Source organism: Aneurinibacillus migulanus (assembly GCF_001274715.1).
GTDB lineage: Bacteria > Bacillota > Bacilli > Aneurinibacillales > Aneurinibacillaceae > Aneurinibacillus > Aneurinibacillus migulanus.
Window position 1 is genome coordinate 2094377 of sequence record NZ_LGUG01000004.1, and the last position, 18226, is coordinate 2112602.

Genomic DNA, 18226 nt, shown 5'->3' on the forward strand with positions numbered 1-18226 from the left:
AGCCAATATAAGAGACTAACAGTGTTTTTCTGATTTTCTGTTCAGTACCAATGCTGATTATTGCACCCATTTTCCACTAAAGGGCGCTTTAATGGAGCAATGAAAAAAGCCTAATTTCTTCGCATTAAATTGTAGTGTGCACCCCTTAGAATAGACATTGGAAAAACCCCTTGGTTTAACCGATGAATGCTAAGGGGTGTATTTTTAATGGCGATTAAAGGTCAAAAGTTTAAGACTTATTCGGAAGAACTGAAGTTGGAGGCTATCCGTCTGCACGTAGAGGAAAAATGGACGTATCGGCAGATTAACGATCACGTAGGAATACAAGATAAAGATCGGATGAAACGTTGGATGCGCAAATACCGTGAACAGGGTGAATTTGGTTTGCTGGATCAACGAGGAAGGCGAAAGGAATATTTAGATCAGGAACGGTATGTTCAGCAGTTGAAGCGGGAGAATGCGATGCTAAAAAAGTGTTTGAAAATCTGGATGCGGGAGGTAAGAAAGAGCGATTCAAGCTTATCGAACAAGCAGCGAATCCAGGCCAAGTAGCACAACTGTGCCAGCTTCCTGGTGTTTCTAGAAGTGGTTACTACGTATACTTGAAGCGAAAGAAGAACGATAGGGATGTCGAGGCCGTGCGACTCATTCGCAAGGTGTACCATCGCTACGAAGGAAAATATGGCTACCGGCAGCTCCAACTGTTCTTGTGGCAAGATGACGGCGTATGGATGAATCACAAGAAGGTACTGCGTCTCATGCAAAAGCTCGGCCTTCAAGCCAGCATTCGACGGAAACGTCGGTTTAACATGAAGGATAAGGTTGCGGAGCGTGTGGCTGAGAATCTGCTTAAGCGAGACTTTACAGCAGATAAGCCAAACCAGAAATGGGTGACAGATGTGACCCAATACCAGGTAGGCGAACGCTGGTTGTATCTTTCGGCCGTGAAAGACTTATTTAACAATGAGATTATAGCGTATCAACTCAGTGAACGTAATGACAATGAACTTGTTCTGCAGACATTTACAAAGGCCTTTGCCAAGTAAAAAGACGTGACTGGGCTAGTCGTTCACAGCGACCAGGGGTTCCAGTACACGTCTCATGCTTACCACGACATGCTGCCAAAGGTTGGCGCCCAAATCAGCATGTCTCGTCGGGGCAATTGCCTGGACAACACCTCTATGGAGAGCTTCTTCTCCCATCTTAAAACGGAAGGGCTCTACCCTTATCATATCCGAAGTTTGGCAGAGGCACAAAGCCGAATCGAAAAATACATACGATTTTATAACCGAAGACGACCACAGCGTAAATTAAATAAACTGACGCCGGTAGAGTACTGGCGCCAGTTTGCAGCCTAGGTGTTTTTCTCAATGTCTACTAAATGGGGGCTTGATCATTGGGCTGGTAGGGCTTTTTTATAAGTTTTTCCCGACCTGTTCAAGCACATCTATTTATTCTAAAAAGAAACAAATGAGCAACGAGGAGAAAAACGGCGAAATCATGAGATTAAATGCTATGACATTCGTTTTCATTCTCTTTTATTATCAATGATTGTCGCTTTCATGAGGGTATATCGACTTTGTAGAAAGGCATCAGAAAAGCGATAATAAAGGTACAGTACATATACGGAGGTAATACAAAAATGAATGTAGTTCAAGTTAGGAAACCAGAAACGAAAGGGATCCTACAGGCACTACTCTTTATTTCTATTTTATGGAGCGTAATCGCATTAGTGCCTAAAGTGGCAGATATTATGGTGACACCATCAATAGAAAAATCAGCAGAGAAAAAACATAGTAATGTCTTTGAAGCAAGAATAAACGCTGCTCAGGCATGGGCAGAGCATATAAAAGCTAATACTAAATAACCAGTGGAGGTAATGTAAAATGTTAAAGTTATTTAAATCTGTAGTTAAGTGGTTTGAAAATGAAAATAAAGCTGCTCGATTAGCTTATGAAAAAATTTGGAATAACTTATAAGATAGTAGCAGAAAGATGGCGCTGACTTACGTATCAATACTAAGTTTTGAAAGTAATATTGTTCATATCCCTCGATTTTTCACAAATGTAAATGGCCAAATAAATAGAGAGGTGATTTGATGTACGTAGGTTATAAGGTATAATCCCTTGTTCGTTCTCAATATGGAATGAGCAGGGGATTTTTTATTTTCTACAGGTTAAAAAGGGTACTCCTGTTGCTTTAAAATAAAGTTTGCTCAAAAACATCTCATACAACCAGTATTTTACGATAAATAAAAAGAATCCATTTTGAAAAAATGAACTGTAACCCGAATAATAGACACTTAAAAAAAGTCCGTTATTCGGGTTTTTTGTATGGAGAAATTTCAGTGCTATTTGCATCTATCACCATTATTATTTATGTTTGGGAATCTATGGGCTCCTTTTTAATCTACAAATAGAAAAAAATATATCCCATTATGTGACGTAATTAGAAAAACTTTTAAAAATTTACTATTTTTTTTTCGGTTTTCGTGATATCGTAAGTAAGTTGAGTAAAATAAAGTGGAGGTAAGCAAATGTTAAAAAAGGTAGTTATAGCGGGGGTACTTTCAATCGGGTTAATCTTGTCCGGGTGCGGTCAGAAAGGCGACCAAACCACGGCTGGGAAAGATAAGTTAAACGCCGAACAAGTCCTTTCTGAAGTTGGAAAAGCATCAGAGAAACTGAAAAACTATGAAATGACCGCAAAAATGGACATGGAAATGGAATCTAATGGGCAAACGATGAAAATGCCATCTAACATTACATCACAAATACAATTAGATCCATTACTTGTTCATCAAAAAATGGATACTGAAAATAATGGAACACCAGTAAACCTTGAAATGTATGTAACGAAAGACGAAACATATGTAAATTCACAAAATCAATGGATTAAGATGAAAAATGATGGTACGGCCGAGTTAATAAAGGCGACCGAAAACATGAATCCTAGCAAAAAAATTGAACAAATGAAAAAATTTGCAAAGGACCTCTCATTAACTGAGGATAAGGACAATTATGAAATTAAATTCTCCGGCAAGGGGGATTCGGTTAAAGATTTCGCAAAAGAAATGATGGTAGAGAACTTAGAAGCGAAGCAAGCGGAAGCGTTAAAACAGCAATTCGACAAAATGAAAATCGACGAAATTTCATTCGGATATACGGTTGATAAGAAGACTTTTTATCCAACAAAGGTTTCATTAAATCTTAACATGGCGATCGAAGAAAATGGCCAAACGGCTAAAATAAAGATGAAAATGGACAGCACATCGAGCAAGTTTAACGAGTTGAAAGACCTTTCGATTCCGGAGGATGTAAAGAAGAATGCGAAGGAAGTAGACCCGAACAAAGTAGCAGGATAATAAAAACAAGGAACGGAAATACATCCATTCCTTCAGTACTGTAGACAAACTTGATTTTCATCGAGTTTGTCTACAGTCTTTTTTATTTTAAACTAGGCTTAATGACAGGATTACTGTTCTAGTCCGTCACATAATCCCCAATAAAAGCCAAAAATTATAATAAAGTTCAAATAAAAATAGACTGTAGCTTAATCAATCTTTTTTACAAACGATATAACTCTCTTTAAAACCGTGCGACTTTATTTCAATCCCATATTTTAAAAATAAAGCTGACTCCCCAAAGAATATATGCAAGTTGTGTTACAATATACATTGAAAATTCAAAATCAGAAAGTTTTCTTTCTAGTTTAATTTTCCATAAATATATGTAAAAACAAAATGTATATACATCTGATTTGATACATCGACAAATTCTTGTGGTGGGAGGTAAGAAAAGAAGGAAGGGCGGTGGGCGGGAGCGGTCGGAAAAAGGCACGTTTGCCTTTCTTCTGCTGGAGCGCAGGGCGCATCCAACCTCTTCTTTTTCTGAATCACCTACTTCCAACCACGCTACCCTGTCAAACTATCAAGTGTAATTTATATAGTTGTTGGGGCTCATCATTCAAAAGTTGTGCACCTGCCAAAACCCCTGCTTTTTCCTCATTGTTATACGAGGAGCTCTTCAATTTGTCTTCATTAACAACATACTTACCAATCTGCTCATCTTTTACAACAAGCTTTGTGAAAATGTATTCTAATTTTTTGCTATTACTTCTATTTCTTCAGAAGTAGCGCTGTGTTTTTGTGTATCATTAACAGCTGCAGCTAATGCCGGAAGAAAAACAATAATTCATAGACAACAATCGACATCACGAAATAATGTACGACCATTAAGAATTATATTTATTTTTATAGGTGAACAAATTAAAAAGTCAAGGGTGTTGATTATCCAGTACGATCCAGAGTGAATCATCACCACACCGTGCCCCAAACGGGCGTCGGTTCGTCTCCCGCACGGAAGCATAGAGGGCCGCTTTTTACCCCCGCCAGGCGGGACAGCAAAACATCTGGGTAGACGCGAAGAGGGAGACAGTTGCTGTCCTCTTTCGCCTGACCGGGGCATGCGCTTGGGAAACGAAAGGCCNGTGGTGGTCTTTTCCTCTCGGAACAATCAACACCCTTGGTATCCATAGATGGATAGAAAAGAAGGATGCGTACGGCGTTCGTCCCCTTTGTTTTTTACGGCAGAGCTGCATAAGGGCATCTATATAAATTACACTTGATATTTTGACAGGGTAGCGTGGTTGGAAGTAGGCGATTCAGAAAAAAAGAGGGTGGATGCGCCCGCGCTCCAGCAGGAGAAAGGCCAGTATGTCTTTTTCCGACCCCACCCACGCCCTTCCTTCTTACCTCCCACCATAAACATTTGTTGATTTATCAAATCAGAAGTATATAGAATAATTTTTTAATTGACAATGAATATCAGTTGCACTTAATATATGAGAACGATAATCAATGCCATTTGTTTAAAGGAGTTATGAAATGAACGTTAAAAAAGTATTACGTGCTTTCCATCTATGGTTAAGTTTAATTGCCGGTTTATTAATTTGTGTTATTGGAATTACCGGCAGCCTCTTAGTATTCCAGGATGAACTTAGCCCGGTTATTTATTCGGACTATTATAAGGTAACACCTGGCAAGAAAATATCTTATGAGCAAGCGTATCAAACAGTCCTCTCTGCTCATCCGAAGGCTGAAGTACAGCGAATTTATATGGAAGATTCGTCCGCTGCACAGGGCGTATACAAATTTAGAATAAAGGAAAACAAACATACAAAAGAAATTTTTATTGATCCGGGTACAGGGCAACTATCCGGGGAATTAAATGAACATAGTTTCTTTAACTGGACTTTTGATTTGCATGAAACGTTATTGCTTAAAGATTATAATGGTAAAGAAATTGTAGCCATCATTGGAATCTTTCTATTCTTTATCACTGTTTCCGGTATTTTCTTATGGTGGCCGGGGATTAAAAAATGGGTACAAGGATTTAAAATTAGACGTGGAAAGAATTTGTATGTATCCAACTATGATATACATAAAGTTTTTGGTATTTTTTCCGTTCCATTTCTACTCGTCGTTTCATTAACCGGGATTTTGTTTACATTTGATAAAGAAATTTTTGGTTTTTTCGGAGCTAATGCAAAAATAGCTCCACCAAAGGAAATGTTAGTCTCACAACCATTACCACAGGGAAAAATGCCGATTGATCGCCTTGTAGAAATCGCAAAAAAAGAAATTCCTGATGGAACGGTTACACAAATAAGAATGCCAGCCAAGCCTAAAGCGGGGAAAAAAGAAGGAGCAGTGGAACTACGCATGTCTCACGGTTACGATCCTTCGCAGCGCGGTGCCGGTAATGTCAGAGTGTGGCTTGATAGCTACAGCGGCAAAGTGATAGAGAAATATGATGCGACCATTAACCCGCGTTTGACCTATCAAACGTGGCTCTTCCCGCTTCATACCGGTCTATTTGGCGGAGCATTCACAAAAGTTTTATATGTGATTGGTGGACTTATGCCAACATTATTAATGGCAACCGGTACATATATGTGGCTATATAAATCGCGCAAGAAAAAAGAATCCGCCAAACGTCAAGTTCGTTCTGTAGCTTAATTCTCTCATTTCGAGACCTCAGGTTTTTTATGAGGGATAATACTATTCAAAAATAGTTCAATAAAAAATGGCTGCCGAAGCAGCCTCAGAGTGTAGACCGCCTATTTTTGAAAATGGGGGGTCTACACTTAACAATTTGACCTCCCAGATTCGCCTGTACGGGCTTTTAGAAGCAAAGGAATACATTTTTGAATCCTCTAAAATCGTTAAAATTGGGTCGAGATCTTTCGAAAGGGACTTTCTCAACAGCCTGTATTGTTATTTTACTTCTTTGATATAAACGATGTTAAAAATGGGAAAGTACATCTCCTCTTCATCTACTTTAATACAAACAAAAACATTATCGTGCCCCTTATAAATACCATAGTAATTAGCGCTTCTATCTTCAAGGCTTGAAGATGTAGTATGTACATCTATGTTTACTCTTACTCTAACTTCTTTCCCTTCTAAATTAGAAATGTCCATTATTCCCTCTCCTTTGTTTATGAATTCTATATTTTAAACGAAATAACTTGAGTAGAGTTTCTATAAATCAAGTTACCGGACATAGCATTTCAAAGAAGTATATTTTTAGTAGGTACATGCTGCTTCAAAAACAAACTTCTAAAGAATGGACACGAAAGATACGTTTGTTGTCGGTGAAAGATGGAAGGGTTCGAGCACTACTTCAAACGGAGAGCAACAAGGTATTTCTCTGTTAAGAATGTGCTAGCCATGCGACCAGTAAATGAAAAGCGAGTAAGTTAAAATACAAAGCTGACAAGTAACCCCCGCTGTCCGTATGGATGGTGGGGCTTTTTTGGCTACTAAGATAATTTGAGATAAAAAACATATTTCTTTATTGAAATGGATGTAATTAACAACAAAAGAGTTGATTTTTCATTTTTTTCCTCCTATCATGATGATTAGTTTGTATTATTATCCAGAAAAGGAGGATTTTTAATGAAGCGTACACTACCATTAACCGCTCTATTCCTTTCATCTTCACTTATACTTACTCCATCCGTGTTAGCTGAAGAAGTGGAATCAGGAGCTACTCAGGCCACATCTACACAAACAGTCAAGGTAACAGAAACAACAGAAGCATTAACTCCAATTCCACCTGCTATACAAAAAACGATGGACAGGCTGTTTACTCTTCAGCCAGAATTGAAGAAATTGAATATTATTACAAGCGGAAGTCGGGAGGGTAGTCAGCTTTTTCTGGTAGGTCTTAGCGATAGACCAGAAGAAGAAATCGAGAAAGAAGATATGAGTGCTTATTTGGAATTCGATAGAAATACTGGAGATTTACTTTCGTTTAATATACAAGCTACAGCATGGGTATCCGAAAAATTGCCTTCTCGTCAGCTAGCACAGGATACAGCTGAACGTTTCCTTACGGAATGGTTTGGTACAGAGGGCAGAAAGCAATTCGGTAAGTCGACTAGATATAGCGATTCCAGTTCTGCAGTTCGTAATGAAGACGGATCGATAGTATCCTGGCGCACACGTTCAGTGGAATTCCCGCTCCTTCTTAACGGTATACCTATAGAGAACAAAGGAGTACGCTTGGATGTCGATTCATTTGGTCATATTACAAACTATTCATATGACCTCGTCGATGTAGATACGACTAAGATACCAAAGCCGGATACCGCATTACCAATTGAAGAAGTTATAAAGAACATGACCACCGCAGATAGCATCAGCCTAAATTATGTAAAAGAGCGACCAAGGAAAGATTCAGAAGATACAAAAACAAAACGAGTCTTACGCTACGATCTAGACAACTCCGGATATATCCATGCGCAAACGGGTAAAAAAGTACTTAATACTGGGCTAAAACCAACAGAAACTAAAACCGTGCTTCACCCGAAAGGACAAACGCTTGTTGCACGTTCCGAGGAAGAAGTAAAACAGCTTCTTGCCAAGTTATTTGATATTAATAGTGCTACAGGAACGGTACGTATTGATCAGCCTATCGATTTTCCATGGGAAAAAGAAAGCCCCTATTTGTACTATCAATTTTACACAGAAGATGGTCAAGTATCCGCTTATATGAGGACGGATAAAAAAACAGGGCAAGTATACAGTGCCAGCTTACTTGCAAATGAGGAGCAAAAAAAGCAAGCAGCAAGGATAACAAAAGAACAAGCATTTACTGTGGCCCGTGATTTCTTGGAGACATATGCCGATTCAAGTACAACGGAATTGGAATTACAGCAGGAGATCTTTGAAGAGCCAGAGATTCCGTCATGGGTAGATAAGAGTAAATTACCAGAAATGACCGATGATCTGAAGGGTAAATATCAATTTGATTTCACCAAACTCCATCAGGGAATTCCTGTACGAGATCACAATTATCAAGTAGACATAGATAAACAGACAGGAAGGGTTGTTGCTTTCTCTCTTTCTGCCTCATCAGAAAAAACAGAACTCCCAGATTCGCGAAATATTGTGACAAAAGAGGAAGCACTTGCAACATTGATTAAGCATAAAACACCACTGGAGTTAAAATATATATGGCCATGGTATTTAGATCAACAAGCTCCAGCACCGTTTCTTATATATGCATGGGATCACTCGGACGGATTTGGTTATGTAGATGCTATAACGGGCGAATATATTAAGGAACCTATTGAAGAAGACGAATAAAGCAATCAAGCCCCGCTGTTCGTATGGATGGCGAGGCTTTTTTATGTAAGGTTGTTTTCTAACCATAATGTTTAAAGGTTGGTATAAGGCGCTTCAAGGAGGCGTTCGATTATGTGGAAAGATGTATATGAAGATTTCAGAGTGTCCAAATAAATTTCATCATCAAACTGACAATAATAGAAAGTATTGTATAGACTACTACCCAAATAAAGAAAGATTCATTGAAAATAGTGAAAGTTAAGATGGTAAATACAATGAATGTTAATAAGGGTATTACAAACCATTTTTTAAACAAAAAGATTCCAATAATTGAAGCTACAATAACAATAATAGGACAAATAAATAATACCAAAAGAAATTCCATATTTCTCATCATCCCATTCTATATCAAGCATTACTAATTATTATACAGAAATAACAAAGATTACTAAAAGAGCTTTATGTAAAAAGACCCGGCGATTATACTAAGTTTTCATTTGACCACACTGCCCACATTTTTGACCACATACATATTTTCTTTGAACGTTTACCTTGCAAAAATCAAAAATTATATACATATATTTAGCTGTTTTCAAGCGATTTTTCTTCATTTATAGTAAATCCTTGCTTTACTTCAACAAACACTCGGTCGTCCCCAAGGAAGAAAGAGATGATGCAGCTATGCGTCCAGGTAAGGTTATTACGTATCAGCTATCGGATGAAGAATTGGCGAAATACTGCAATCTACCGCCGGTTGAGGGCAAACGGGAACTGGTAAGAGCTCGGTGTTGTATTGGCTGGAACAGAAGAACTGGGGAGTGATCAGTTGTTCAATCGGTTTATATCGCCGATTTCCAAAGTAGCAAATATGGCCGTCACAATTGAGTGTCAATTGCGGCTGGATGATGCAAACAAAATTATTCGTATCCTACAAGACAGATGGAATGCTTCGCCGTGCCAGGATGAGAAAAAAAGAAATTGGTTTGCTTGGGATTTTTTACTCGGAAATTATTTTTTGTTCATCTGGAATAAGAACTAATGTTCCTGTATAATCTATAATAAGAATATACGTTCTTGTTTTGGGAAAAGGGATGAAGAAACTTTCAAATAGAAAAAAGGTGATTCTGGATTTTATCAAAAAGGAAATAAAGAGACATGAAGCCAATTACACTTCCAAGCGTTATCGTTATCGGCGTGGACAGAAACATTCACTGAAAAGAGGGATTCAGATGTTTAATTTTCTTACCTATCTGGGCCGTACTGTTGAAGTTATATATCTAAATCAGAACGGAGAGTTAAGTCAACGGAAGATACGATTGTTATCAGTGAAGGGTGGAAAGATTCGAGCGTACTGTTTTAAACGTAAATCGACACGATATTTCTCAGTTGAGAATGTGCTAGCAATGCGGCCAGTAAGTGAAAAGCGAGTGAGTTAAAAGGTTCTCGTTGGACTTTTGTAAAGCCTTACTCCGTTCTTGTGCCATTTTTCTATAAACAGAAACGACGACTCTCCCGAATCAGCAAGAGTTCTAACCATTATGAGCGGTAGAAAAAGAACGTGGCAAGATTGCATGCGAAAGTCGCTAACCAACGGAAAGACTTTCGCAATCAGGTTATCATGTCCGCCTAACAAAAGCTCTCCATTTCAATGGAGAGTAGTTCACTTTAAAATTACTTATATTCTAGGAGACCACTGCCAGTGTCAATAAAATATATCGAAGGAAAAAAAGTATATTTAAGACCTTATAAAACTGAAAAAGATAAAGAAATGTTATATAGAGCTACATTTATTGAAGAATCCAATTTATTTACAGGAACAACCAAGCCATTTATGAGAAAAAAATTGAACAATATGTAGATAAAGTCATGGCAGGGGATGACACCCGCATTGATTTTGTCATTGTGCGTCATGAAGATGATGAACCGGTTGGAGAAGTAGTATTAAATGAAATCAGTAATCGAAATGCTAACATTCGAATTGCGCTTTTTGACACTCAGTATTTTAATAAAGGCTATGGAACGGAAGCTATGCAGCTAATGTTAAATTTTGGTTTTGGAAATCTTCAATTACATAGAATTGAGCTTGGAGTTTATAATCATAATGAACACGGAATCCATGTTTATAAAAAACTTGGATTTAAAAAAGAGGGTGTTTTAAGAGATTATCTATTCTATAACCACCGTTATTATGACTTAATTTTAATGAGTATATTAGAAGATGAATACAGAGAACTATATCTAAACGGAAGGTTTACAAAACAAAAATGAGTCGCTCACACCGAGTGACTTTTTATTTTGCCCTAGAGATGAGTGATGATGTAGAAGGTAAAAGATAAATGAAGAGGACACCCTGTTTTGTCAACACCGGTAAAAATTATTATTGTGTAAATGAGCATATGAAAAATTGCAGGTTTGTAGTTTGAATAACAGCTTTATCTTGTTTACCTTGTTAAAATAATTTCATCAAGCTTCAAAGAACAACGCCTGTAATTTTTATAGTCGTACTTGAATCTTGATGAATATAACAGAATGATATAAAAGGAGTTGCTAATGATGAAAAAGAAACTTATCGGTGGATTTATAATTGCAACCATGGCGTTTTCTGGCGCCGGAGCTGTATCAGCTGCGAATATTAGCAGTTTAAATAGAGTTGATTTAAGTAATATGGATATAGAGACAGCTCTACAGCTTGTTCAATCGCAACGATCCCAACTGTTAGATTCTCAATTGAAAAATCAAAATCTTTCAAATAAGCGTAACGAAGCATTTGATGTAATGACGAATTTTCTTAAAAAAATGCAGGATAGTAGAAGTTCGATTATAGGTAACATGCGTTAATTGTAATTTAAAGCTAGGTATAGTCACTTTTTCTTACCTCCCACCATAAAAACTTGTTGATTTATCAAATCAGATGTATATAGAAAATAGCATCAAAAAGCGGTTTTCATATGCTAAGCCTAAGCTCGGTTTGATAAAAAAATGCCAGTATCCTATATGTTAATGATTACCGGCATTTGCAGTTGTAAAAATGTTGTGTTCTATTATCTATTTAAGCAGTCTGTAATTCCAAGCCTATAGGTTACATCTATCTGTTGAAAGAATTCCTTAGGGAATTTGCGCCTAAACATCAGTATCTTAAATATTATCTGTTTCCATGCTCTTTAAGCAGCTGCAAGTTTATCTACCCGTTTCTTGGGTAGTAGGAAAATCCCGGATATTTTACGACAGGCCATTTTTCCTTACGTAGCGCATCTAGCAATTCTGGTCCAACGTTTAAATTATCTCGAACAAGATCGTGAGGGGTAAGCGCCATCCATTGATTTAACGACACGTCAGCAAAGCGGTCACTTTTGAATATTTCCAAATACCACAATGTTTCGTTACCGGTATTTTGAACATAGTGCCCAAAAGCAAAGGGAACATAGCCAACATCACCGGCTCTGTAATCAAATGTACGGGCTACACCGTTTCCTGCAAATACCGTCAGGCGTTAAACGTATATTTACCCCCGCGAGAGTAGTTGCAATCGGCAGCTCCCTCACGGTGATCTCTCGGGACCATCCCCCGTGATTTAATGTCATGCTGGTGTCCGAGAACGAAAATTTTAGATTTGGAACCAAACCGGAATCCGTGACAGGTGGAACGAGCATGTCAGGGTTTTCAAGATCTCGCATAATATCACGGGGGCCGGGATCGGTTGCACCAGCGCCATCACTCCTTATCGGCTGCGGCACATATCCGTATGATACTTGATTTCAAGGTGGTTTTTTCATGGAACATGCTCCTCTTGTTTTAGATTACTACGGGAAGAATCCTTTATTGTAGCAACTTATGATGTAGACGTGTTAGCTGTGCCTATAAATAAAACTTATCCTACAAATTGCACTGGGGAGCATTTTTTTGTTGCTAGTCAAGTCCGATAACATGCAACTGTAAACTCAATATTTTCCTTTACAATATTTCTTCCTTAAAGATATTTAATTACAAATAACGTCATTTAATTTACAATGGAATGTTTAAAAAAAGTTGAAATACGATCTATAATGAAAATTAGTGTGAACGAACATTTCTGCTTACTTAATCCTCATAGAAAAGGTGAAGGAAAATTGGGATACATTCAAGTAATAAAAAATAACATCGAAAATGAGCACATATGTTGTGCTTTGGGTGCAAAACAATATGAGCAGGCAGTAAACGAGAAGAAGAGATGGTTGACGGAGCGAATGGACGAAGGATTAGTATTTTATCGCTTAAATGAACGTGCAAAAGTATTTATTGAATATTTACCTGCTGAGATGGCATGGGTTCCTATTCAAGCACCTAATTATATGTATATTAATTGTATATGGGTTTCTGGAAGATATAAAAATAAGGGATATGCAAAACAATTGTTAGATAATTGCAAGGAAGATGCGATGGCTCGTGGGATGGATGGGATTGTACATATTGTCGGGAAGAAAAAGTATCCTTATTTAAGTGATAAACGTTTCTTTGAACATATGGGATTTGAGTTAGTAGATGAGGCAGAACCTTATTTTCAATTAGTTGCATTAAAGTGGAATGACCGATCTGCTGTACCTTCATTTAAAAAAAAGATGAAAAATTCTTCAGTTAAGGAAAAAGGCATAGCAATTTATTATACAGCTCAATGTCCTTTTGCTGTTGGTATTTTGGAAGAATTAGGAAAAATGGCAGAAAATAAGGGGGTCATCTTTAAGGCTCATAAGTTAATAACGAAAGAAGAAGCACAAAGTGCCCCTACTATTTGGACCACTTTTGGTTTGTTCTATGACGGAGAGTTTATTACACACGAAATGATGAGTTCAAACAAATTTGAAAAATTATTAACAAAGCTATTAGAAGAAGAGTAATGTTCTTTTTTTATTAATTGAGCCAATTTCATGGAATTTCCAAGAGCATTATGTTAAGGGTTGGCCAAAGTTGATAAATGCTTTCCTTCTCCCTAGATAAACGGAATCTTCTTCTCTTGTCAAATAAGGTGATTAACAAAGACTAGCCATTGAGGAAAGTCTTTTTTTTGTTTGTTTTCATAAATAAATGAGGGGAAAGAGTGGCTAAATCATTATGGTTTGTTAACTTGCTTTTTTAATTGTTTTAGCTCTTTTTGTACCTGATTAAGTTGTGCTTGTATACTATTAAGTTGCTCTTGTATTTGTTGCTGATCTTTTGCTTGTTGACCTTGTTGTATAAGTTCTTCTTTTATTGAAACAGATTGGCCTATCAATTGAAGAGAATCACCCACTGTAGCCAAGAATTGTCCGATTAACTGTAAAATGTCACCTCTGTTTTCACTGTTTTCGTTACTTTTGTTGTTTTTATTCATACGTCCTCCATGTTTTATATGCTAGATTTTACTTTTTTATACTTTACGGGTGGTATCAGTTTCGCTGATATTATTCTAATATGAAACAAAAAGTCCTCATATTCGTATGGATAAGCTATGAAGACAATAAAAGGGAGGCAGACTTGTATTATGGAGTTCCGACAGTTTCAAAATCTTCAATCGCCCTATAGGCAACCTATATATGATTTGATTCAAGCTCATTTGAAAGACATTCCACCTTATCTTGTACCATCAAATGATGAAATCGCTACTATTCTACAAAATCCGTTACATCTTGTTGACTTGCATTTAGAGTCAGTAGAATTCCGTCAAGCTATCTTTGTGGGTGTGGAGAACGAAGTTCCGGTCGCTGCGGCGCAGCTCCTTTTTCCAGTACAAGATCGAACGGCCTGGCTACCATGGATTGTCGGCAAGTCCTCAGCAGGTGATGAATTGCAACTGTTTGTGGAACAGTTAAAAAATGCTGCAGCCCATGAAGGATACGATGTAATCGAGACAGTGAAACAGCCTTTTGGTGTCGGATGGGAAGGTATTGGAGATGTGTGGCCCCATTTGCTGCATACTATAACAGCCGGCGGTTTTACCGCTATAGAGAAATGGCAATCGTTCTGGGCTGAAGGCATTTCTGAGGTCGCTCTTCCAGGTGATATTTCTTACAAGAGCCGTTACTCGGATAAGGAGCGGGAATATGATCTCTATTTGTATGACGGCAAGAATCAGATTGGCGAAATAGCTATATGGTTGCCTGGCACCCGATCCGTATCGCTTGTCGAAGCGGGCATAGCTGATATTGAATATATCGAGATTGAAGAAGCGTTTCGTGGAAAACGATTGGGACAGGCTATCCTTTCAATTGCTCAAACTGAACTACGTAAGCACGGTATCCATCGGTTTATGCTGTGGACTGAGCCAGATAACGATGCGATGCAAAAACTCGCCATTCGCTCCGGATTTCAGCAGGGCCCATTGTTTCATTGGATGCGTGCAGAACTCACATAAAACTGTTCGTGTCGTGTAAGTATAAATCTCTTACTCGAAATGGGATAACGGAAGTGAACATGTCTATATAAACTACACTTGATATTTTGACAGGGGAGTGTGGTTGGAAGAAGGCGATTCAGAAAAAGAAGAGGTTGGATGTACCCTGCACTCCAGCAGAAGACAGGCAAACGTGTCTTTTTCCAACCGCTCCCACCCACCGCCCTTCCTTCTTGTCTTCCCTCTCACCACAAGAATTTGTCGATGTATCAAATCAGATGTATATAAATAGCAGTTTTTGCAGAATAAGCATCCTCCTATATATGGAAAGGTGTTTTTGCTTTGGGAGCCTTTATACTCAAAATACCACGAAGTAGGTATATCGCTTGAAAGTCAAATACAGTACATTAAGGGTGCCCGTTGTAAAAAGAAACAAAAATTTTTTTCTTGTTGATGGAACGCCGTGTGCCATGAAAGTGGCCCGCACGGTGTAGGCTCGAACGAAAGCCCACAAATAGATAAGGGTATAAGTCGAGAATGGCGTAAAGAAAATCAATGATTTTGCTCTCCATGGTTCTTTTGGTAGTCCAGAGTATGGTAATGCTCTAGATTTCTCCTTCACGATACCTCAGGGAGCTACAGAGGTAAAACCTCAATTATCTGTAGATGGGGGAGCAACATGGCAAGCCCCAACAATTTTCGATATTTGGGTATTTACTGTTAATGGCGTTCCTAAAAATATGATACGCATTGGAAAATTAACAAGTGGACAAACGTATCAATTTAAGCTTGTTATTATTGGTGGAGAATATGAAGGGGAATCTAATATCATAACAGCTACTCGGTAATCATCAACGATGGCCCTTAGGAGAAATCCTGAGGGCTTTTTCTTTGGAATCGAATAAACGGCTCCTTCAAGCTATTTTGGAAGATAGTTAAACGATTTACGAAATGATGATTATCGGACATAAATCCAAAAATAAGTGAAACAAACACTTGTCCCTACCCATCTACATATATGAAATGTAGTTCAATCCATTGTATATGGGAGGAAATTGAGATTATTCTTGTTCTTTTTATTCTTTTGGTCATCATTGCATATGCTGTAGCGTGTAGTGCAACAGCTTCATGGGGAGCAATCTGCCCTTCTGCCTAACCTGGCAGAAGGGCTTTGTTTGTATTGTTAGGGCAATTACATACCTCTATGAATGTTCTCCACTATCCAAGTTGACAGGTTTATCCTAATGTAGATTATTAAACATAACGTTTATAATTGATAATCATATACCTTCCAACCAGGGGCATTTCCTCCTGTTTTATCGTATAGTGATTGTGCAATCACGTTATCGGCTGCCGTTAATAGTCGAACTAGTGGATATCCTTTTTCTTTTGCTAGTTGGATTGTTGATGTTAGTAATGTTTCCCCGGCCCCTTTTTTTCTACGTTCCGGATCTATAAATAAATCATTAAGAAGGGCTATTTTCTGCATACGTGTTGTACTCCAAATCGCATTTACCGTCGTAAATCCAATTAAACCTCCGTTTTCCTCAGCAACTAATTGAAACCCCTCTTCTGGATGATTTATGAGGTAAGTAATCATTTCTTCTATCTTTTCTTTAGGTGGAATCGGTCGCTTGTAAAATTCAAGATACCCATAGATTAAAGAAGTTAATTCAGAGATATCCGTTAGCTGCGCATTACGAATTTTAATTTCTGACATGTGTTTTTCCTCCTGTATAATTAAAATTTTTGTACTTGTATATTATTCAAGCAAATTTCGCGCCAGTTTAAATGGAAGGAAGAAATAACAAAAAATATAAAATAAGTCAAAATTGATTAGTATGTAAGTCAAAAACTAATAAAATATACGCTAATACAGTTTTGTGAAGTAGAAGGTTCATTCATAAAGTAGGCCCCGCTACCTTTTATTGGGTGGTAGGGCCTTTGGTATATTGATATTATATACATCTGATTTGATACATCGACAAATGTTTATGGTGGGAGGTAAGAAAAGAAGGAAGGGCGATGGGCGGGAGCGGTCGGAAAAAGACACGTTTGCCTTTCTTCTGCTGGAGTGCAGGGCACATCCAACCTCTTCTTTTTCTGAATCGCCTCCTTCCAACCACGCTACCATGTCAAAATATCAAGTGTAATTTATATAGATTAGGGAAGTCAGTCGAATCCTCTAAGGAAATACCTTGGGGATTTTTAACTTTTTATGCATATAGACTCCGTAGTTCGAACAATAATGTTTTTTGAGTAAGTGAAATTTTGGGTACCCTATAAGTAAGAGGTGAGTATTTGATGGCAGATTATGCAGAAATGTCAAAAGAAGAACTTGAAAAATTGGCTGCTAAATATGAACATGAGGGATTTAAAATTATGAAAGAGTTAATAAAACGAGAGCCTATTAAAAAAACAGCGGATACATTGGAACATCCTGATATGAAGCTAACAGAAGAGGATGTTTAGTTGTGTAAATATAGAAGAACACCCATCGGCTTAGAGTGGTGGGTGTTTGCTTTTTAATGTGATGTTGTACGGTAAAAGCGATAAGTAAGGCAACTTTTTAATTCTTGCTTCCGTATATATTACTGTGTTAGGTAATAAAACTGTCAAAGAACGGATTGTGAGCCAAGTTACTTGATTTTATTACTTTTTGAGAGCAGTATTATACACGTATACTACTGGAGAGGAATAAAAATGAAAATTGAACTACAAAAGGTTAGCATTGAAGAGAAGCATATTTTAAGACATTTATTAGAGCTGTATCAGTATGATTTTAGTGAATTTGATTTAGAGGACGTTAACGAGTATGGTTTATACGGATATGCGTATTTAGATCATTATTGGACAGAGGAAGGAAGGTATCCTTTTCTTTTTAGGGTAGATGGTAAGTTAGCCGGCTTTGCTTTAGTGAGGCAAATAGAGGATGGTACGTATTCAGTAGCAGAGTTTTTTGTGATGAAAAAATATCGACGTACAGGAGTAGGGCGCGATGTTGCATTCCGATTATTCGATATGTTTAAGGGTTTATGGAAGATAGCAGAAATAGAAGAAAATAAGCCAGCTCAGGAGTTTTGGAAGAAAACGATAAAAGAGTATACCAAGAATGATTTCAAAGAAATAAAAGAAGCAGACTGGGACGGGCCTATACAGATATTTAAAACACGATAGCTATATACATCTGATTTGATACATCGACAAATGTTTATGGTGGGAGGTGAGAAAAAGACACGCTGGCTTTT

General features: G+C 37.7%; 24 protein-coding genes and 1 pseudogene. 18 read left to right on the forward strand and 7 right to left on the reverse strand.

Translation table 11 applies throughout. The features are described 5' to 3' along the window. The first annotated feature begins 207 nt into the window (after positions 1-207). The 6 genes from AF333_RS12150 (at position 208) to AF333_RS35065 (ending at position 3939) form a co-directional block, all read left to right on the forward strand. Positions 208-552: a helix-turn-helix domain-containing protein gene (locus AF333_RS12150; RefSeq protein ID WP_053432689.1), complete on the forward strand. Its 345-nt coding sequence runs from the start codon at positions 208-210 to the stop codon at positions 550-552. Then, positions 474-1046: an IS3 family transposase gene (locus tag AF333_RS32780; protein WP_161808214.1), complete on the forward strand. Its 573-nt coding sequence runs from the start codon at positions 474-476 to the stop codon at positions 1044-1046. Before AF333_RS12150 ends, AF333_RS32780 begins: the two co-directional genes overlap by 79 nt. A gap of 6 nt (positions 1047-1052) precedes the next feature. Further along, positions 1053-1358 (forward strand): integrase core domain-containing protein, encoded by a 306-nt coding sequence (locus AF333_RS32785; protein WP_139188905.1) that lies wholly within the window; start codon positions 1053-1055, stop codon positions 1356-1358. Positions 1359-1642: 284 nt separating this feature from the next. Further along, positions 1643-1867 carry a hypothetical protein gene (locus AF333_RS12160; RefSeq protein WP_043068850.1) on the forward strand — a complete coding sequence of 75 codons (225 nt, stop codon included), beginning with the start codon at positions 1643-1645 and terminating at the stop codon, positions 1865-1867. Between the two features lie 669 nt (positions 1868-2536). Continuing rightward, the gene (locus tag AF333_RS12165) at positions 2537-3364 is read left to right on the forward strand and encodes a DUF6612 family protein (RefSeq protein WP_043068851.1); all 828 of its coding nucleotides are present in this window, start codon (positions 2537-2539) and stop codon (positions 3362-3364) included. A gap of 395 nt (positions 3365-3759) precedes the next feature. Then, positions 3760-3939 carry a hypothetical protein gene (locus tag AF333_RS35065; RefSeq protein ID WP_235496362.1) on the forward strand — a complete coding sequence of 60 codons (180 nt, stop codon included), beginning with the start codon at positions 3760-3762 and terminating at the stop codon, positions 3937-3939. A gap of 677 nt (positions 3940-4616) precedes the next feature. Here the strand turns inward: AF333_RS35065 and AF333_RS35070 are convergent. Then, a complete protein-coding gene (locus AF333_RS35070) occupies positions 4617-4784 on the reverse strand; it encodes a hypothetical protein (RefSeq protein WP_235496398.1) in 168 nt (55 codons plus the stop codon). 101 nt (positions 4785-4885) lie between these two features. Here AF333_RS35070 and AF333_RS12170 point away from each other — a divergent pair, with 101 nt between their 5' ends. Then, entirely contained in the window at positions 4886-6019 is a 1134-nt protein-coding gene (locus AF333_RS12170) for a PepSY-associated TM helix domain-containing protein (protein WP_043068852.1), read from the forward strand. Positions 6020-6277: 258 nt separating this feature from the next. Here the strand turns inward: AF333_RS12170 and AF333_RS12175 are convergent, their stop codons facing one another. Next, positions 6278-6484 carry a hypothetical protein gene (locus AF333_RS12175; RefSeq protein WP_043068853.1) on the reverse strand — a complete coding sequence of 69 codons (207 nt, stop codon included), beginning with the start codon at positions 6482-6484 and terminating at the stop codon, positions 6278-6280. 477 nt (positions 6485-6961) lie between these two features. Between AF333_RS12175 and AF333_RS12180 the strand changes: the two genes are divergently transcribed. After that, positions 6962-8656 (forward strand): YcdB/YcdC domain-containing protein, encoded by a 1695-nt coding sequence (locus tag AF333_RS12180; RefSeq protein ID WP_043068854.1) that lies wholly within the window; start codon positions 6962-6964, stop codon positions 8654-8656. Positions 8657-8792: 136 nt separating this feature from the next. On the opposite strand, the gene AF333_RS12185 is transcribed toward AF333_RS12180, so the two are convergent. Next, positions 8793-9032 (reverse strand): DUF2651 family protein, encoded by a 240-nt coding sequence (locus AF333_RS12185; protein WP_307723443.1) that lies wholly within the window; start codon positions 9030-9032, stop codon positions 8793-8795. 396 nt (positions 9033-9428) lie between these two features. Here AF333_RS12185 and AF333_RS12190 point away from each other — a divergent pair, with 396 nt between their 5' ends. From AF333_RS12190 to AF333_RS12205, 5 genes are all read left to right on the forward strand, one after another. Next, on the forward strand, positions 9429-9674 hold the full coding sequence (locus AF333_RS12190) for a hypothetical protein (protein ID WP_043068856.1): 246 nt from the start codon (positions 9429-9431) through the stop codon (positions 9672-9674). A 190-nt stretch (positions 9675-9864) separates the two neighbouring features. Continuing rightward, positions 9865-10071 carry a hypothetical protein gene (locus tag AF333_RS32790; RefSeq protein WP_043069005.1) on the forward strand — a complete coding sequence of 69 codons (207 nt, stop codon included), beginning with the start codon at positions 9865-9867 and terminating at the stop codon, positions 10069-10071. A 263-nt stretch (positions 10072-10334) separates the two neighbouring features. Next, positions 10335-10493 carry a hypothetical protein gene (locus AF333_RS33620; protein ID WP_158502542.1) on the forward strand — a complete coding sequence of 53 codons (159 nt, stop codon included), beginning with the start codon at positions 10335-10337 and terminating at the stop codon, positions 10491-10493. 8 nt (positions 10494-10501) lie between these two features. Next, on the forward strand, positions 10502-10903 hold the full coding sequence (locus AF333_RS12200; protein ID WP_052812402.1) for a GNAT family N-acetyltransferase: 402 nt from the start codon (positions 10502-10504) through the stop codon (positions 10901-10903). A gap of 285 nt (positions 10904-11188) precedes the next feature. Further along, on the forward strand, positions 11189-11473 hold the full coding sequence (locus tag AF333_RS12205; protein WP_043068857.1) for a hypothetical protein: 285 nt from the start codon (positions 11189-11191) through the stop codon (positions 11471-11473). A 343-nt stretch (positions 11474-11816) separates the two neighbouring features. Here AF333_RS12205 and AF333_RS31770 read toward each other — a convergent pair. Next, positions 11817-12309 (reverse strand): annotated as a pseudogene (locus AF333_RS31770) (cupin domain-containing protein). Between the two features lie 432 nt (positions 12310-12741). Between AF333_RS31770 and AF333_RS12210 the strand changes: the two are divergent. After that, positions 12742-13506: a GNAT family N-acetyltransferase gene (locus AF333_RS12210; protein ID WP_043068858.1), complete on the forward strand. Its 765-nt coding sequence runs from the start codon at positions 12742-12744 to the stop codon at positions 13504-13506. Positions 13507-13718: 212 nt separating this feature from the next. Here AF333_RS12210 and AF333_RS12215 read toward each other — a convergent pair whose 3' ends face one another. Next, positions 13719-13979 carry a hypothetical protein gene (locus AF333_RS12215; protein WP_043068859.1) on the reverse strand — a complete coding sequence of 87 codons (261 nt, stop codon included), beginning with the start codon at positions 13977-13979 and terminating at the stop codon, positions 13719-13721. Between the two features lie 150 nt (positions 13980-14129). Between AF333_RS12215 and AF333_RS12220 the strand changes: the two genes are divergently transcribed. Continuing rightward, a complete protein-coding gene (locus AF333_RS12220; protein ID WP_043068860.1) occupies positions 14130-14999 on the forward strand; it encodes a GNAT family N-acetyltransferase in 870 nt (289 codons plus the stop codon). Positions 15000-15071: 72 nt separating this feature from the next. On the opposite strand, the gene AF333_RS35075 is transcribed toward AF333_RS12220, so the two are convergent. Beyond that, on the reverse strand, positions 15072-15251 hold the full coding sequence (locus AF333_RS35075; protein WP_235496399.1) for a hypothetical protein: 180 nt from the start codon (positions 15249-15251) through the stop codon (positions 15072-15074). A gap of 994 nt (positions 15252-16245) precedes the next feature. Further along, the gene (locus AF333_RS12225) at positions 16246-16698 is read right to left on the reverse strand and encodes a GNAT family N-acetyltransferase (RefSeq protein ID WP_043068861.1); all 453 of its coding nucleotides are present in this window, start codon (positions 16696-16698) and stop codon (positions 16246-16248) included. A gap of 253 nt (positions 16699-16951) precedes the next feature. Between AF333_RS12225 and AF333_RS35080 the strand changes: the two genes are divergently transcribed. The 3 genes from AF333_RS35080 to AF333_RS12230 all read left to right on the forward strand — a co-directional run bounded on the left by AF333_RS35080 (position 16952) and on the right by AF333_RS12230 (position 18155). Further along, positions 16952-17131, forward strand: a complete 180-nt coding sequence (locus AF333_RS35080; RefSeq protein WP_235496401.1) for a hypothetical protein — start codon at positions 16952-16954, stop codon at positions 17129-17131. Between the two features lie 151 nt (positions 17132-17282). Continuing rightward, positions 17283-17450, forward strand: coding sequence for a hypothetical protein (locus tag AF333_RS33625; RefSeq protein ID WP_158502543.1), 168 nt, complete (start codon positions 17283-17285; stop codon positions 17448-17450). A gap of 231 nt (positions 17451-17681) precedes the next feature. Beyond that, a complete protein-coding gene (locus AF333_RS12230; RefSeq protein WP_043068862.1) occupies positions 17682-18155 on the forward strand; it encodes a GNAT family N-acetyltransferase in 474 nt (157 codons plus the stop codon). Positions 18156-18226 lie beyond the last annotated feature (71 nt).

Excerpts from the sequence above, each read along its gene's own strand:
- AF333_RS12200 (WP_052812402.1), top strand. The coding sequence starts at position 10,502 with ATGGCAGGGGATGACACCCGCATTGATTTTGTCATTGTGCGTCATGAA.
- AF333_RS12220 (WP_043068860.1), top strand. The coding sequence starts at position 14,130 with ATGGAGTTCCGACAGTTTCAAAATCTTCAATCGCCCTATAGGCAACCT.
- AF333_RS12230 (WP_043068862.1), top strand. The coding sequence starts at position 17,682 with ATGAAAATTGAACTACAAAAGGTTAGCATTGAAGAGAAGCATATTTTA.
- AF333_RS12160 (WP_043068850.1), top strand. The coding sequence starts at position 1,643 with ATGAATGTAGTTCAAGTTAGGAAACCAGAAACGAAAGGGATCCTACAG.
- AF333_RS12150 (WP_053432689.1), top strand. The coding sequence starts at position 208 with ATGGCGATTAAAGGTCAAAAGTTTAAGACTTATTCGGAAGAACTGAAG.
- AF333_RS12165 (WP_043068851.1), top strand. The coding sequence starts at position 2,537 with ATGTTAAAAAAGGTAGTTATAGCGGGGGTACTTTCAATCGGGTTAATC.
- AF333_RS12180 (WP_043068854.1), top strand. The coding sequence starts at position 6,962 with ATGAAGCGTACACTACCATTAACCGCTCTATTCCTTTCATCTTCACTT.
- AF333_RS12215 (WP_043068859.1), bottom strand. The coding sequence starts at position 13,979 with ATGAATAAAAACAACAAAAGTAACGAAAACAGTGAAAACAGAGGTGAC.
- AF333_RS12205 (WP_043068857.1), top strand. The coding sequence starts at position 11,189 with ATGAAAAAGAAACTTATCGGTGGATTTATAATTGCAACCATGGCGTTT.
- AF333_RS12225 (WP_043068861.1), bottom strand. The coding sequence starts at position 16,698 with ATGTCAGAAATTAAAATTCGTAATGCGCAGCTAACGGATATCTCTGAA.
- AF333_RS12175 (WP_043068853.1), bottom strand. The coding sequence starts at position 6,484 with ATGGACATTTCTAATTTAGAAGGGAAAGAAGTTAGAGTAAGAGTAAAC.
- AF333_RS12185 (WP_307723443.1), bottom strand. The coding sequence starts at position 9,032 with ATGATGAGAAATATGGAATTTCTTTTGGTATTATTTATTTGTCCTATT.
- AF333_RS12170 (WP_043068852.1), top strand. The coding sequence starts at position 4,886 with ATGAACGTTAAAAAAGTATTACGTGCTTTCCATCTATGGTTAAGTTTA.
- AF333_RS33625 (WP_158502543.1), top strand. The coding sequence starts at position 17,283 with ATGGCAGATTATGCAGAAATGTCAAAAGAAGAACTTGAAAAATTGGCT.
- AF333_RS32790 (WP_043069005.1), top strand. The coding sequence starts at position 9,865 with ATGTTTAATTTTCTTACCTATCTGGGCCGTACTGTTGAAGTTATATAT.